The organism is Kribbella qitaiheensis (genome assembly GCF_042657745.1).
In the GTDB taxonomy this organism is placed as follows: Bacteria; Actinomycetota; Actinomycetes; order Propionibacteriales; family Kribbellaceae; genus Kribbella; species Kribbella qitaiheensis.
On sequence record NZ_JBHSKE010000003.1, the window covers coordinates 155271 to 170964 of the forward strand.

Here is a 15694-nt window from a genome sequence, read left to right on the forward strand (position 1 = left end):
GCTTACAGCTCGACGTCGTCGACGGAGGTTGCGCGTTGCGTCCGAGCATTGCGCTCGACGTCCGTGAGCTCGCTTCCGCTGACGGTCAGCTTGTAGTCGCGGTGCGGATCGAAGTCGTCGTAGAGGTCCACGCGATCGAGAATGTCACCAACAAGCTTCTTCAGGTACACCCTCGGCGCCACGCCCACTTGCCCTCCGAGTCCACCTGTCACGGCAGCGGCGAGCTCGTCGATGTAGGAGTCGGACACGTGAGTGGCGATCCGATCTGGTGACTCTGCGCCAACGGCAAATATGTCGCGGACCCTGCGACCGAGTTCGCCTAGCGTCTCGAGCGTGAACCCCGGTAGGCGTAGCTGCACTGCCCGGGGGTTGTCGAACCTCGCATCGGTGGTGAAGTCCGTAGCGAGCCGCTGCGCCAAGGGCGGCAACCGCTGTACCCCTTGAGCTCCCTCGAAGAATGCGGGAGTGCCGGTTATCACCAGGTACAGCCCTGGGAATCGTCCGCCGTCGACCTCGTCGATCAGCTGCCGGAGCGCGTTGAGTGCCTTCTCCCGGACGTCAATCCTCACCCGCTGCAGTGTCTCCACCTCGTCGAGCACCAGCAGAAGGCCCGGGTGGCCGCTGTCCCGCAAAACCGTGAGAAGTCCCTGCAGGAAGCCGAACGCCCCGAAGTGGTCAAGCTCACCCCGGACGCCGGCTGAACGTCGTACGGATGAGGAAACGTGGGGTTGACCAGCGAGCCAGGCCGCCAACCCCTCGGCCTTCGCGGTTTCGCCCTCACCGGTTGCCGATCGGTACGCTCGAAGGGCCGCGCTAAACGCCGGCGTGGTCTGCGACACGGAAGCCAATCGGCGCTCGAGCACCGAGTCGACCTCCCCGGGTGCCTCCGACTCCAAAGCGTACAGCCAGGCATCCAGGACGGGTCGAAACGCAGACGGCGGGAACTCGGCAGTCTGCAGCGACTCAGCGACTCGCCGGTACACCGTCTCCAGCTTGTGCAGTGGAGTCTCGGTCTCAGAAATTTGAACCTCTGCGGTGGCAAGTCCCCGCTGCTTTGCTCGTTCCGCCACCCAGCGGGCAAAGAAGGTCTTGCCTGACCCGTAATCGCCACGCACCGCCTTGAAGACGGCTCCCCCGCCAACCACCGTGTCGAGCTCCGCGTCCACTGCACCCTCGAACCGGCGTAAGCCCACGGCAAGGACGTCTAGACCGTTGCTCGGCACGGTTCCCCGGCGCAGGGCATCCACGATGTCGCGGCGGCGGCGTGGGCTGACGGTGACTGTCACGTGCCTAGACCAAACTGTTCGCGTAGCAGGCCGATATCGAGCTCGACACTGCGCTGGTCAGCGCTTCGGGCGAGCACTGGGTACTGGTCGACGTTGAATAGCCGCTGCAGAGCCGCGATCGCGCCGACCACACGAACCTCAGGCACGCCGAGGGTCGTCGCGGCCGCGGTGAGTCCGAGCCGATTCGACGGGGCAGTAGCCAGCGCCGATATCAGCGCCACGACCTGCTCGTCGGTCGGACCACCAGCGACCTTCGGCCTACGCTGGTAGGCCGGTGCCTTGACCAACTGATGACCCAAGCCGCGCGTCGGCGTGCTTGTCGGCTCATCGAACGGCAGTTCGTCCGCGCCACGACGTGCCCGACGCGACGGGGCAGAGACCGGCTTTTCGTCGACCGAAGCGATCGTCGCCGCAACCTGCTCATGCCACCACAATGGTGCTTGCGGGGGTGCCGCGATCCAGTTCTGAGGGGCGTCGCCGGCGCAAAGGACAGCCACTGGTACGACGACCTCCGCAGGCGCAGCGCCTCCGTGATAGCCGGCCTTCATCGGTCCGTAACGCACCAGTTCATCGACCGCGAGGACCGCCGTCCCGCCTTCGGTCATGACCCGACTTCCCTCGACATAAACCTCGCCAGCTTCAACGTCCTTCTTGGACAGCGCTATGCGCGAACGGTTGCTCGTCATCTCCTTCGCCGGAAGAGAACGGCCCTCACGCCGCTCCACGATGTGCCCATGATCCGCGGTGAGCACGACAACCCGACCGGCCCGACGCGCTGTGGTCAGCAATGGCGCAAGATGCTTGACCATGTCGCTCGTCCACGTGGTACCGCCCGGATCGGACCTGTCGAGCGCGTCGTCGACTGTGTTCAGCACGCACGCCACGATCCGGATGCCCTGGACGTCATCCACAGCGTCGGCGACCTCACCGGCAAGCGCGAACCCGGCTTTGCTCTTCTCAAGCTCGAACTTGTGGAACAGCTTCGAGGATTTCCCGTACTCCTTGCATAGTCGTTCGAAGCCGATTTGCTCCTGGCGTCGGGACCCACGAGTCAACGTGCCACAAAGCAAGCTTGTCCGGGAGTACTCGGTCAGCGTCGGCAGGACGGCGAGCGCCGCCAGCCGGCTCGTGCCATCCGCGGGAAGGCACTCGGTCCAGCTCTGGACTCCAGTCGTCAGATCGTCCAGCACCTCGGTGCCCACCGCAACACTCATGCCGTCAGCGACCACCAGAAGCACGGGCAGTTCGGACGCGATCGGCATCACCACATCGCCCAGGAGGGACTCGACTCCCAGCACAGACGGCTTACCGATGACCTTTGCCGTATCGGCCGCCAGTGCCTTGGCGAACTGCTCGTCGAACGCTCCCCGTCGTTCACGCACGAGGTGGAGCACTCGCTCCAGCCCCATCGAGAGACTCTTGGCGTGCACCCCCGACCAGGCATCGTTAACTGCACGGTCCACCCAGGCAAGATCCTCAAGGTAGACCGACGTGAGATCCGCGAGCGACATCGCTTCCCTGGACGGGGCGACCGCCCAGCGCAGCAGCCGGACTCCTGCCTCTGCGCGAGCGGCCTGGTCATTGCGACGCGCAAGGATGTGGTCCCGGACATCGGCCAGCGCTGCTTCCGCCGCGCTCAGGTCAGCCCTTTCAATTCTCGCCGTCGAGCGGCCCCGCAACGTGGAGCCGACAGCAGACAACATTGCCTCACCGACGGCCGCGAGCCGTTCGGTGAGTCCACTTCGGAGTACTGGCGAGGCGGCGGCGAATGCGGTGCCGTCGACGTCAGCCAGTAGTGCATCGCCGCGATCCAAAATCGCCGCAACGGACGACTGGTCGCGGTCAACGAGGGTTTCGACAACATCGCGGGCGAGTTCAGCCCAGCGGCGTAGCTGATCGTCATTCGGGTTCTCACCCACGTTCTTCTTGAACAATGCCCTGGGGCCCGACCCTGGATCGGACTCAACCACGCAAGCTGCAACCAAGCCGAGCGGAACAAGATCTGCCACCCGCCCGTTCTTCAGCAACGCCGCAGCCGCGCGCTCCAGAGGTCCGGCCTGACGCGAGATCCACTCCACCACGAAGTCGGTCAGGGCGTTGCCTGCCAGAGTGCGGAGGTCGGCCAGCGAGGCTGCCACCATCCGGCCCGTGCTCCAGTCGAGTACCAGGTCGGGCCCGACATCCGGACGCCCCCGCAAGCCCAGTTGTTCATCCGCAACAGCTGAGCACAGGTGATCGAGCGTCAGGAAACCACCAGCCGTCGGCGGCCAGGCTCCCCCGGCAGGGGTGAGCGCAAGTACGCCCGTGGCCAGCGCCCGGTGCTCCTTGTGTACGACGAGGCGGTGGTCGACGCGCGTAGCGGCGAACCGCTGACGAACACCCGCCCAGGCATCGGGGCGATGAAGCCGCTGACCAGCCAGATGAGCGCGAATGCTGAGCCCGAGATCGGCCTCGCTTCGATCTGTGAGGATCACCAACCAGCGCTGCGGCTCACGCAGCAAGAGGGCCTCGCGGACGGCAAGCGCGGAGCTGGCGGTGACCACGCTGACGGGTGTTCCACGGTGGTCCAGAGTCGGTGGTTCCTCCCACACAGGCTGAGCCTGGATGGCTACCACGCCGTCGCCGTGCCCCTTGCTCCGCACGTCATCGAGCAGCGCTCGCACCTCGGCAATGGTGATCGGTGTCAGACTCACGACTCAACCTGCCACCGGACCGAGACAGTCCGGCCCGGGTGATCGCTGATGTAGTCGCGCAGCGCCGCGATCGCCTCATCTAGATCACTGGTCGACTCAATGGTCGCCGAGCCACTGCCAGGCGGTGGTGGCGGCAAGGGCGGAGTTGGGGGCGTCGGTCCTGGCTTCTGGACGCCGCCGGCCAGCCAGGTGAAGACATCGTGGTCGGCATCTTTGAGTGCCTTGCCGATTTGGATCGCGAGTTCATCGCTCTGCAGCGCTTTTCGAAGCCGGTTGAGGGCGGCGGCTGCCTCCCGGCCCCGGACGTCATCGACCGCTGATGCGGTAACCAGCGGCGCCAGCCTGTCCCAGCCGAAGTTCGTCAGCTGGAGGGCTGCTTGCGACGCCGACATCAGCGACCTGCTCAGCGCCTCCGGCGTCGACGGCATGTCGTGGTTTGCCAAACCACGAACGATCTCCACCCGGTCGCGAGTTTCGGTGAGCTTAGCAACCAACCGCTCGGCGCTGCGTGCCGTCGCCAGCCTGCCCGTCCGCGTGGCTGCGTCGATCCCGAGTCGCTGATAGGCCGCGCTAAGCCGCCCGACTAGGTCGCTGGCTGCCGCTCGCTGCACACCGGCCCGGTGCACCACATCGCTGACCAACTCAGTCACCGACGATGTGGTGAGGTACTGGTTGACGATCGTGCCGAAGATACGCTGAGCTCGTTCGATCGCCTGTTCCCAGTCCTCGTGGTCGGGCATCGCCTCCGGCCGCAACTCCATGTCCGAGGTGAGCTTCCCGGGGTCCGGCGTGGGCGTCATCGCCACTCCACCGCGGCACACCGATCGGTCGGTCAGCTCCGCCCAGGCCAGCGCCACCAGATCGGCCACCTCAGGGCGCAGACCTGCACGTGGTTCGCGCGCGGCGATCCACCGTCGCACGTCGTCGACAGTCACCGTGTCCTGGCCACCGCGGTCCTCACGCCCGAAGGCCCGGTTGATCTCGGTGGACCAGGTGAACCTACTCGACTCGAACAGCAGCGCATTCTCGCTGACATGGCCCAGCCCGAGTGGGCCGACGATGCGCCCGACCACCTCACGGTCGCGCGGTTCCACAGGCGCGCGGCCGTCTGAGTCCTGCCGGGCCAGGCGAAGATACCGAAGGACGGTGATCAGGTCCTTCGGGCGGACGTCCTCATTGCCGAAGCGTGGGTGACCAGGAAACAGGGTTGTGAAGGCTTGGTCTACCAGGTTGTCGAATGCCGACGCGAGGTCGGCGCCGACGGGCGACTCGGGCTGCAGTTCCGCGTTGAGGCTGACCAAGACCTTCGTGTGGGCTGCATCATCGACCAACGTGTTGGGTGTCTCGGTCGCAACGCCGTATGCCTCCTGGATGGCCCGCTGCAACCGCTCCCGCAGGCTATCGCGGTGGCTCTCAAGGATGCGACGAGCTTCGATTCGATCCACGTCGCCCAAATGATCGGACGCCAGCCGGTACCGTTCGTCGCTGCTCAGCACGTGGTTGAGAATTACCAACTTTCCGAGCTCGTCTAGGCGCGCGGGATGAAGGAACCGCGGCAGCCAGACCAGGCTAGTGGTGTGGCTAAGGCGGGTGCGCAGATCATCCAGTCGCGCCAGGTCGTCGCGGGCGCTCTTGCCGTCCTCGTCGAACGGATAGTCGATGACGAACCGCCACGTGTCCGAGGTCGCCTCAAAGCGATTGTCCGGCAACCATTCCCGGTCTCGGACGTTGCCGAAGACAATCTCGACTTCGCGGCGGGAGCCCCGCCACAGCACGGCGTGGCGGTGCACGCCGAAGGCGTCGTCGCCGGTGTCAGCGAAGCCGAAGGCGTCCCACACCAGGTGCTTGAGGGTGTTTCGCCGCGCACCGGTCGAGTCCTCCGCGCGTGCCCGATCGATGATCGACTCGTAGTCGACCTCCGAGATGCCGAGCCGAATCACCGGGTTCCGCGGGTCGTTGCTGACCCGAAGCGCCGGCACGTCGATACTCCAGCGCTTCACCTTGTTGAGCACCAGGCTTGCTTCCTGGCCTGGCAGCGGCGAGGTAATCGACCCATGATTGAGCGCTGCGAGCCTGCTAGCGGTCAGGTCCTTAAGTGCTGGCACCTCGGGTGCGACCGCCGATAGTACTAGCGTCTTCACCAGCCGGTCGTCCGCGTTAAACGGGTGGAACGGATCCAGCGCTGCGACCTGCTCCTCGGCGAGTCCGTGGTCGCGCAACAGGATCGGCCGCAGCTTGTCGGTGTACAGCGCACGCGCGTTGGTGAAGCGGCCGGCCATCTCGCTGGTGATGGGCTGGCTGCCGTGCACGACGAGGTTAAACAGATCACCGACCGGGACGACGTCGTCGACGGTCAGCGTGTCACGCTGTTCGACCAGCAGTTGCTGCATCACCTTGAGGGCTGTGCGATCGCGCTGCATCACGGAGGCCAACGCGCGGAGGGTCGACACCAACGCGGGCGAGAACGGATAGGTACGACGGAAGGCGAGCTGGTCGGCGCCCCGGTGCTTGTCATCGCTGTTCGCGCTGTCGAGCAGCGTGTCCCAGACCTCAGGCCGCCTGTCCAGCGACTCGAAGGCGTCGGTCAAGATCCTGTCGGCCCGGTCGTCAAGCGGGCGCAGAAGCCGGCGCTGCGCGACGTAGGGGAGGTTGTCGTCTCCGAGTGTGATGGGGACGAAGCGACCCTCTTGGTGACGAAACGCATCCTCGAGCGCCTGGCGCTCGGACCCGGGGCCGCCGCCGTGTTCACCGAAGTACTGGCGAAGATCCATCTGGCGTGCGACGAACGAGATGAGCGGGATGGAGCGCTCGCCGCTGGTGGACTCGACCAGTTTCGTGAGCTTCTGCGCCTCCTGGCTGAACCGCTGGTGGTCCCGAACGAGGAAGGTCAGCCAGAGCACCAGCTCGTCCAGGAACAGGACCACCGCCTCGTAGCCAAGGCCCTTGGCGTGCTTCGAGATCGCGGCGAGGCCCTCGTCGAGCGAGACATAGCGCGCTCCGCGGCTGACGCTGAAGGAGTCTTGGAAGTAGACCGCCACCAAGGCCGTGACCAGCTCCTGGCGAGCGTCGCTGCCCGGGGCGGCCGCGCGAGCAGAGTCGTACCGGTCCTTGTTCCAGCCGCCGGCGCCGTCGAGCATCTTGCTCCACGGATCGTCACTGCCGCCGCCGGCGAGTGCATTGAGACCTTCGAAGAAGGAGTCATCGCCCATCCTCGATCGCAGCCGCTCGGCGTCCGCCAGCAGGCCGTCGCTGGCGTGGACGGCCGGCAGGATGCAACCAGGGTGCAGTGCGCGGATCTGCTCGACGTAGCCGCCGAGGATCCGGTCCTCGACGGCATCGGCATCGAGGAAGTGGTACGCGAGCCGGAGGATCTTCTTGCCCGCGAGGTCGTCGTCGTGGCGCGCAAGGATAGGGGCGAGTTCTTCCTTCGCGCGCGCGACAGGGTCGTGACCGAGTAAGGCGTAGAGGACAGCCATGAAGTGGCTCTTGCCGGACCCGAAGGAGCCGTGGAGGAAGGCCGCCCGGCTGGTGTTGTCGCGGAGGGCGCTGGCGACGAGGTCTAGCGCCTGGTCGAACGACGTTGCCAGTTGATCTGTGACGACGTAATCGTCGATGGTCTGATTGCGGTGGCTCCCCTGAACGCCTTCCGTGAGACGCAGGACGTAGTCGTCCGCCCCTGTGCGCTTAGGGATGGCGATGACATCGCGGAGCAGCGTGCTCATGTGTCTCCCAGTCGGTACGTGCTCGCGGCCTCAACCGATGCGGCCGCGGGGTCGTTCAGTGCTGTCCTATCAAGCATCCGGGACCGACGGCAGGTCATCCGCCCGCCTTCGTGCGTCGCCCTCGCTTAGCCTGCGGCGGCCGCCAGGCGGCGAGCTGCTCTGGTGTACGAGCGAGCTGAGCGGCGCGGCTGTCTACCTGCGCTATGAAGAACTCAGCCGGCGATCCGCCGCCGTAAAGAGGATCGGCGTTGTCGTGCCACTGCTTGACCCACGGCAGCAACTCGACCAGCCCAGCGACCAGAGGAATCAGCCGCTCCTCGCTCGCGCCCTCGCTCTCCCGGAGCTGGACCAACGTCGCCAAAGCCAGCGCCTGTTGTGCGTGGTCCCAGCCGGCCCAGCCGATTACCAGCGTCGGATCGGTCTCCCGACCGGCATCCGGGTAGGCGATGAACCGCTCCTTCGGCACGTCGAGCTTGCCCCGATGACGCCAGTAGTCGGTCTTGCGGAAGTCGGCGGTGGTGTACTTCGGCGGCACCGGGATTGGTCCGTCGGTCGCCTGGTTGTACGTCTTGTCGTCTTCCTTCCGCTGCAAGTGCCAGACGCGCTCCCACTCGGCGCGCTTCCGAAGCCCGGAATCCTTGTATCGGTATGCAGCCAGGTAGGGCACGGCCTCTGGAGTCAGCAGTTTTTCAAGACTGTTCAGCACGGGAACATCTGGGCGCCCTTCCCACAACGCGAGAACGCCGCTGATCTCATCATCTCGAGACACAACATCGGCGAGTGTGGCGATGCTACGAGGCGTCGGACGCCCCGCCCGATCGAACCAGTAGCGCTTGTCCTCCAGCAGATCTAGCAGCCACTCTCGGAGTAAACGCTCCTCGAATTTTCGCCACGGCTCAGTCGCCCATCGTCGCTTGTGCTCAGGGCTCTCCAACAGACGAATGAAGCGGTTGCTCTCGATCAGCGCAATGCGCTTTTCCACGATCGAGCGGTATTCCTCTGACCAGTGCTCAGGCAGGTCGGTGCGTGGCGTAGATTCATGGCGATTGAACCACACTGTGTCTCCGACGCCATCAATAGATCGACGCGCCAACACGATCTCGAAAGCGCGTTCACCAAGGGCCACCGCGGGCAATTCGTCGCCACTGTATGACAGATCATCCTCGATCAGACCGTACGCCTGGTAGACCTCCCAGTCGAGTTCCTCTTGAATCGCTACCATCTGGCCCCGGATCGCAGCGGTCGAATCTCTTGTCACGTCGAGGCCGCGCCGGGAGGGCACCACCGCAGTGGTGGCCAATGAGAGCTCTCGCAGCTGCCCCGACAGTCGATCGAGCTCACGCCCCCGCTGCAGTGGCAATCTCTTAGCAAGCGGGTAGTCCTGCAGGGTGGTCCCGGTGAACTCGAAGAAATTCTCCCAAGCGACAGTCGTTTGACGCGCCCCCTTGGAGTCGACCGTGCTGCCCTTATTGTGACTGTTCTGTTTGAGCCAGAAGCAGGCGGTGGAAGAGTTGAGGACGCCGAGCAGCGCCACGTGGTCATCCTCGGTAGCGTCCGCCGGCAACTTGATCACCGGCGCCGACCTGTTGAAGACCTTCCCACCTCGATCAAGCACAAAGTGGTTATGCGTAGCCACAAACGCAAACGCAATCCCCATTGGGACGACAAAGCGTTCAGGGTGCCACCGACTCCATTCGTACCATGTCAACCCAACCTCTTCGTGGGTCCCGCCAGGCTCGCGACGTGTTCTAAGTGCCGCCCGGTGCATCCAAAGATGCCTGGAGACCGCCGCGTCATCAAGGGAGGCCGCCAACGCTTGAGAATATGGAAACATCGCCTCCAGGTCCCAGTTGTTCGTCCAATCGCGTAGGACATTGCCAGTGACGAGCGGGACGATGGACGCGGAGTCGACTCCGCGGCGACGCCACGAGCCGGGCGGCGCGAAATAGGCATCATCTGAGCCCGTATGACAAGTGCGCCCGATCAACCGGACGTGGTTGGCCAATAACGAGTTCGACCCTGCAACAATCGCCGCCGTCAGTTCGAGGGCACCGCCGCCGGCGAGAGACCATGGATGCTTGGCGAGCTGCTCGCGAGCAAGGTCGGTGACTGTAATCCACTCGTCCTCATAGTGAGGCTCGTCCAGGTGCTCCGCGATCGACGACCAGACCTTGCCCTTGGCCGAGTCAATCGGTCGGCCGGGCTCACCACGAACACCCAGCACGGCGCGAACTGTTGACCCGATCAGGCCGCGGTTGCGCCCGATAACGATCACGGTCGGCGTGCCGTGGCCGGGGATATAGGCGCCTGAGGTGTCGATCACGTGGCTAAGGTCAATCTTCGCCAAGAAGTCCTCGATGAGCGGCGCTCCGAACTCACGCTTCATGAAGGAGTTCGACGTTATCTGCCCGACCCATCCGGCGTTGTCGCCGGACTTGGCCAATGCAAAGAAACGCTCCATGAATGGAACGGTCAGTGCGTACGTGCCCTTGCAGTAGTTGTAGAGGTCGCGGTAGCGCGCATTGAGAGCCTTGTCGTTCACCGTGATATAGGGCGGATTGCCCACCACCACGTCGTACTTGCCCTCGACCAAGATCGCCTGCAGCGATGCGTAGTTCTCCGTCGCATAGGTGAACGCGGCCGATTCGCGGTCGTCGACGTATTCGATACCGAGGTCGAACTGCTGTGATCCGCCTCGCCCGTGCAGCAGCGAGTCACCCACCGCAAGGTGGAACCGGAACGCCGGCGCATCCTCCAGGCTGGGCATGCCGGACGCCTTCACCGCGGCCACCATGAGCCGGAAGCGCGCGATAGCGACAGCGAACGGGTTGACGTCGACGCCGTGGATCGCATCGAGCGCCCGCTGGACCAGCTCGCGCTCGTTGATGCCCGGCGCCTCACGGTGCCAGCGCTCCAGGACGCGCACGAAAGCGCCCAGCAAGAAGTGGCCGGAACCGCAGGTGGGATCGATGATCTTGATTTCGTCCAGCTTCCGCGAGCGCAGCGCAGATGTGAGCGTGTGGTCGAGAATCAGCTCCTCGACGAACTCGGGCGTCTGCAGCAGCGCAAACCGCTCGCGTGCCGATTCGGACAGGTCCTGATACAAGTCACCCAGGAACCTGGTGTCCAGCTCGCGGTCCGTGAAGTCGCGACGCAGGCCGCCGGAATCGTCCTTATCCCGCCAGAACGCGGTCAGATGTGCCGCCGCGTCACCGGAGGGTGCGATCAGCCAGAGCGGGCTGTGCTCGTCCACCAAGGCGCGAGTTGCCGGGAGGTCGCGCAGGTGCTCGACCGCTTGGAGCAACCACTCTCGCTCCGTCACGTCCGGGTTATCGCGAGCCGTCGCACGAATGAACGCCGCTTCAGCATCGGTGGCTTCCTCCCACCGTCGCCTGGGGCCCGCGAACCAAACCGGCGCGACGAGCTCGTTGTCCTCGCAGAACCGGATGAAGACGGTGGTGAGCACCCAAGCCACCGCCGCCTGGGTGATGCGATCCTCCGACCACTGCAGCCACGACTGGCCGGTGCGCAACTGCGCCACGGCACGCTTGTGCTCGTCCTTCCACTCCGCCAGCGTGTCCGGTAGGCGAGTCAGCCTTCCGCGCAGATCATCCTGCAGCGTCAGGACCTCAGCCCGCAGCTCCGCTGTCAGGCTCTTGCCGACCGTCATGAAGCAGTCCCCTTCGATTGTGTTGATGCCCTGTGCCGCCGCACCATTCGAAGGACCTGGCCTGTGTGCGCCAGTGGCAGCGCGCGTCCGTCGAGATCGACAGCCATCGATTCGTCATACGGCAGAAGAAGCCAGACCGCCTGCCGATGCGCCGTGGTCAAATCCGCCAGCCGCGCGAGGACGTCCGAGTGGCCATAAGTCGCCAGTGGGGCAGCCTCGGTCAGGAGGACAGGGCGCAATCCGGCCGGCTCGGCCTCCTGCGCGCTGGCGATCGCAGCTTCCACCGCTGGAATCGCGCGACGAACCAGCATCGCCAGACCTTGTGATGCAGTCGTACCAGGCTCCGCCGCGTCCGCCGCCTGCACATCGGCCCACGCGATCGACACCGCCTTCGCCTGCCGGTGCAGTTCTGCCACCAATACCTCGGTCACGTCGACCACGGTCGCTGTGTAGCGCTCGACAAGGTCGTTCCGGAAGCCGTCGAGGTCGCCTGGCGGAACGGCGATCGCGCTGAAGGATCGGGTCCGGATGCTCTCGTCGAGACGCCGGTACTCAGGCTCCAAGCCGTTGACGGGGCCTTCAACTGCATGCGGAGCAAGGGAGGTCGAGCGGCTATGGAAACCTGTCGAGAGCGGCCCCCGCGAGGGGGCGACGTATGCCTCGTCAGCGCGGCTCCATTCAAGCGGCAGTCCTGCCCGCTGAATTATCCGGTCGAGGTCGGGCCGTCCTGGCACTGGCTGCAGGTCAGGAAAACGCGCCCTCACCTGCTCCTGAATAGTTTGTGGGGTCAGTTGCTGCGAGACGGATACACCGCCCAGAGCTACTGCGACCGCCCGCTCGTGCGGCAGGTGCCGGTCGTGCAGCTCGCCGCGGCGCGAGGCTCCAGCCCGTTGCGACCAGCGCGCCGCCAGGCGGGTCAACGTGATTTCGTCGGGCAGTTCGAGATCACCGGGCCACGCGTCCCGGATTCGTGCCGTTGCGTACGAGGCGGGCACGACCGAGCTGGTCTCGCTGAGCTCCGCCACCAAGGAGTCGGCGATCTCACCGAGCCGCGGTGCCAGGTCGAACAGGCTGGGATCAGTTGCGACCAGCACGGCCCGATCTGCGGAACGTCGACGCATCCGCGTGATTGGCGCCGGATCGCCGTCGCCACGGACCACCAACTCGGCCCGGTCCAACGCGACCCGCAGCAGGCCGGCGGTGATGCGGACGGTGTCCGCGCTCGCCACAGCCGAGTCCAAGTCGCCCGCGGCCATACGTTGGGCGAGATCGTGCGCAGACGCAACGCCGCCAATTGATCGCAATACCGCAACAGCATCGGCCAGGGCCGAACTGAGAATCGCGATTGCCTCGTCGTCCGAGGCCCACTGCTCCTGGATCTGCCCAAGCATGACCGAGAGCTGCGGCTGATCCTTGAACCCCAGACCGGAAATCAGTCCGGCGAGCGTCGCGAAGGGATCAGGAACCGTCAGGCTGGCGCCAACGCCGAGGAGGCTCTCAGCCACCGCCCGACGCTTGGTCGATCGCGGCTTCCCTGCGATCGCAGCGAGCCGTTGAGCGCTCGCGACCACATCCGCGGGCGGAGCTGTTTGGAGCTCCGCCAGCCGCAGGTCATCGCCGAAGCGCTCACGCCACTGCTTGGCGCGCCGCCGTACCTCCAGGCGGGTAGGGCTCGCGGCGCCCTTCAGACGAGATAGCCGCCCTGGATCAACACGTGCCAGATCACCCACTGTCTGCAGCCCCAACGGCTCAACAGCGGATAGTGCGCGTGGGGAGAGGCCCGACTGCGACAGCAGGGTTTCGGGCGTCACAGCGTCGGCCACTTCGTCCGCGTTGTCGATGACGGTGGTGATGGGGTCGCTGAGCGCTGCCCGCCACTCCACGAGCATCTCACTCGCAGTGTGGAACCGCTCGCGAGCACTCGCCTTCAGTGCCCGCTGGAAGAACGTTGTGAGGGCACCGGCAACAGCTGGGTCGAACATGCCTGGGTCGACAGCCGCCTCGTCGCCGGTAACCGTCGGATCGCTCTGCCCGTCACCGAACACCGGCGATCGGCCTGTCGCCATCTCGAACAGGGTCACGGCCGCTGCATAGCGCTCGGCGGCGGAGTCCCAGGTCGGACGCCCCACCTCCCCGAGGAACGGGTCCAGGTACGGGGGCGTTCCTGCCTGGGTTGAGGCCGCGCCCGCTCGAGAGAGCGAGAAGTCGAAGAGCACGAGGTGCTTCTTGCGTTCGCCCCTCTGCTCCCGGACGCCGAGGTTGGCCGGCTTGACGTCGCGGTGGTCGATGCCGATGCGGTCGAGGGCCACCAGCGCTTCGAGTAGGTCGGTGCCCCACCGTTGTAACAGATCGAGTGACAGTCGCGGCCGTTCGTGCAACGCGTCGGCAAGGGTCTCCTCGCCTGCAGACTCCAGGAGCAGCGCGGAACGCTTCCCGAATGTCAGGAGTTCGTTATGGAGCAGGCGCACAATGCGGGTGTGGGGCTTGGCCCGAAGTGCCCGCAGAACCTCTAGTTCATCCGCCAGCCGCGCCTGCGCCTTGTCGTTTATCGCGACCTTGAGGACGCGCAACTCCTCGTCCGCGTCCCGGTCCTTCACCAGCAGCCCGACGGCTGTCGAGCCGGACCCGAGGCGCCGTACAACCTCGAACCGCTCGGCCAGCACGTCGCCCGGCACCGCATCCAATGGATCAAGCTGTGTCGCGACAGCCTGGTCTCGCCCGAGGAGGACGCGGTCTAGGCGGTCGAGATCTGTGAGGACGGCATTCATGTCCTCCGAGCGTTCACTCACAGCGGCGGCGGTAGCCGAACGGATCAGTTGGCGCAATTCGGGGGGTGCACCGGTGACATCGGCACTGATGTCCAGCGCCCCGTTCTCTCGCAACCGCTGCCTAAGATCCGTGACGGACTGCGCAGGCGGCTGGCCTGATGCCAGCAGGTAGGCGAGTGCCCCGAGCCCGAAGACGTCGAGCCGTACCCGCTCGGCTCCGACATCGAACCGACCCTCGGGCGCGAGATACACCTCCATCCGCTGCTGCTCAGCGTCAGGAACACGCCGGTCTTCCAGTATCCGATGAAGCCTGGTCGCGCTCCCGGCTGCACCGTCCGTACCTGTGCCGCGGTCGGCGCCGACGAGCTGCCAACCGCCGACACGCACGGTCGGGGCGGCTCCGTTCGGCTCATCAGGGAACACCATGACGGCTGCCGGCGTCAGGCCGCGGTGCACGATGCCCTGCCGGTGGGCATAGGCCATGGCCTCCGCCAGCTGGCGGATGATTCCCACCTGCTCTTCGAGCGGCAGGCCGTGGGGCCGGTCGGCCAACCATAGGTCGAGGCGTCGCGCGGACTCCTTGCGGTCGAACACCAGACCGGCGCCGACCTCGTTCTCCACGAGATCCCGCGGCGTCAGCAGACCGTGGTGGCTGAGCTTTGACGTCAGCGCGAACTCCCGCTCAACAAGCTGTGCCTTGGCACGGCGTGACGCGTCGGAGGCGCCCGGCTCACTGACAAAAAAGCGAATGCGAGCGTGTTGGTCCCGAATGCGGGCATGCTCGGCAGGCCAATCCTGCCAATCATCACCCTCAGTCTCGGCAGGGCCAACCAGGCGCCAGGACCCGACCTCTGGCTCCCGCCGCTGGGCGAAGCCGATCTTCTCAAACAGCGCGGCGACTAGGTCGTCGTTGTCGATCAGCTTCGGTCGCTGGGCCGAGTTGCGCGGCTCCAGCAGGCGGTCGGCGATACTCGGGAGCAGGGACGTGCGTTCGTTGCCATCTGGCCCGAACAGATCGGCGGCGTCGGCATGGGCAAGCCCGCACGAGCCGTCGGCGGCATGCAGGTAGATGCACTCCTGAATGAATGGGACCGCCTCGCGCGGATTCAGGGTGGGGGCCAGTTCCCGCAACGCGTCCACGATCACGCTCTTGAGACGCTGCGCCTTGCGGCGCGTGAGGGGAAGCGGCGAATCCTCGGTCCGGCCATTCCGCTGCCAGCGGTAGGAGTTGCCGGTGATCCGGCCGCGGTAGTGCTTCAGCTCCACTAGGTGAAGACGTCGCTCGCCAAGCACGAGCGCATCAACCTCATGCCAGCGGCCCTGGCCGTCGCGGAACTCGAAATTGGTCCAGGCGCGGAACGGCCCGCGATCGGGCAGCAGGTCGCGAATCTGCGCCAGCCCTTCGCGCTCATGCGCAAACTCGGACTGGCTCACCTCGACCCAGCGCGGACTGTCAACGCGCATCACTCCTACACCCCCCACTCATGCCCAGCGTCTGCACATCATCCCAGGAGACCCCGAGACGACCCCGGCGGGCTCTCGGGCGCCCGTAGAG

Annotated in this window: 6 protein-coding genes; 1 reads left to right on the top strand and 5 read right to left on the bottom strand. The window is 65.6% G+C overall.

The annotated features are described in order from the left end of the window. Positions 1-2: 2 nt before the first annotated feature. Genes brxD through ACFPJ1_RS02275 form a run of 3 tightly spaced genes read right to left on the bottom strand, consistent with a single transcriptional unit; the run spans position 3 to position 6750 of the window. The gene (gene brxD, locus ACFPJ1_RS02265; protein WP_380101080.1) at positions 3-1286 is read right to left on the bottom strand and encodes a BREX system ATP-binding protein BrxD; all 1284 of its coding nucleotides are present in this window, start codon (positions 1284-1286) and stop codon (positions 3-5) included. Beyond that, a complete protein-coding gene (gene pglZ / locus ACFPJ1_RS02270; RefSeq protein WP_380101081.1) occupies positions 1283-3979 on the bottom strand; it encodes a BREX-2 system phosphatase PglZ in 2697 nt (898 codons plus the stop codon). The genes brxD and pglZ overlap by 4 nt, the downstream gene beginning before the upstream one ends. After that, positions 3976-6750 (bottom strand): hypothetical protein, encoded by a 2775-nt coding sequence (locus tag ACFPJ1_RS02275; RefSeq protein ID WP_380101082.1) that lies wholly within the window; start codon positions 6748-6750, stop codon positions 3976-3978. Before ACFPJ1_RS02275 ends, pglZ begins: the two co-directional genes overlap by 4 nt. On the opposite strand from ACFPJ1_RS02275, the gene ACFPJ1_RS02280 reads away from it, so the two are divergent. Then, complete coding sequence (locus ACFPJ1_RS02280) at positions 6721-7437, top strand: hypothetical protein (RefSeq protein WP_380101083.1); 717 nt, start codon at positions 6721-6723, stop codon at positions 7435-7437. The two genes, ACFPJ1_RS02275 and ACFPJ1_RS02280, sit on opposite strands and share 30 nt — an antisense overlap. Positions 7438-7795: 358 nt before the next feature. On the opposite strand, the gene pglX is transcribed toward ACFPJ1_RS02280, so the two are convergent. After that, on the bottom strand, positions 7796-11371 hold the full coding sequence (pglX, locus tag ACFPJ1_RS02285) for a BREX-2 system adenine-specific DNA-methyltransferase PglX (RefSeq protein WP_380101084.1): 3576 nt from the start codon (positions 11369-11371) through the stop codon (positions 7796-7798). Then, entirely contained in the window at positions 11368-15603 is a 4236-nt protein-coding gene (pglW, locus tag ACFPJ1_RS02290; protein ID WP_380101085.1) for a BREX system serine/threonine kinase PglW, read from the bottom strand. Before pglW ends, pglX begins: the two co-directional genes overlap by 4 nt. Positions 15604-15694 lie beyond the last annotated feature (91 nt).

Coding starts and splice junctions, on each gene's coding strand:
- ACFPJ1_RS02275 (WP_380101082.1), bottom strand. CDS start 6,750: ATGGATCTTCGCCAGTACTTCGGTGAACACGGCGGCGGCCCCGGGTCC.
- pglX (WP_380101084.1), bottom strand. CDS start 11,371: ATGACGGTCGGCAAGAGCCTGACAGCGGAGCTGCGGGCTGAGGTCCTG.
- pglW (WP_380101085.1), bottom strand. CDS start 15,603: ATGCGCGTTGACAGTCCGCGCTGGGTCGAGGTGAGCCAGTCCGAGTTT.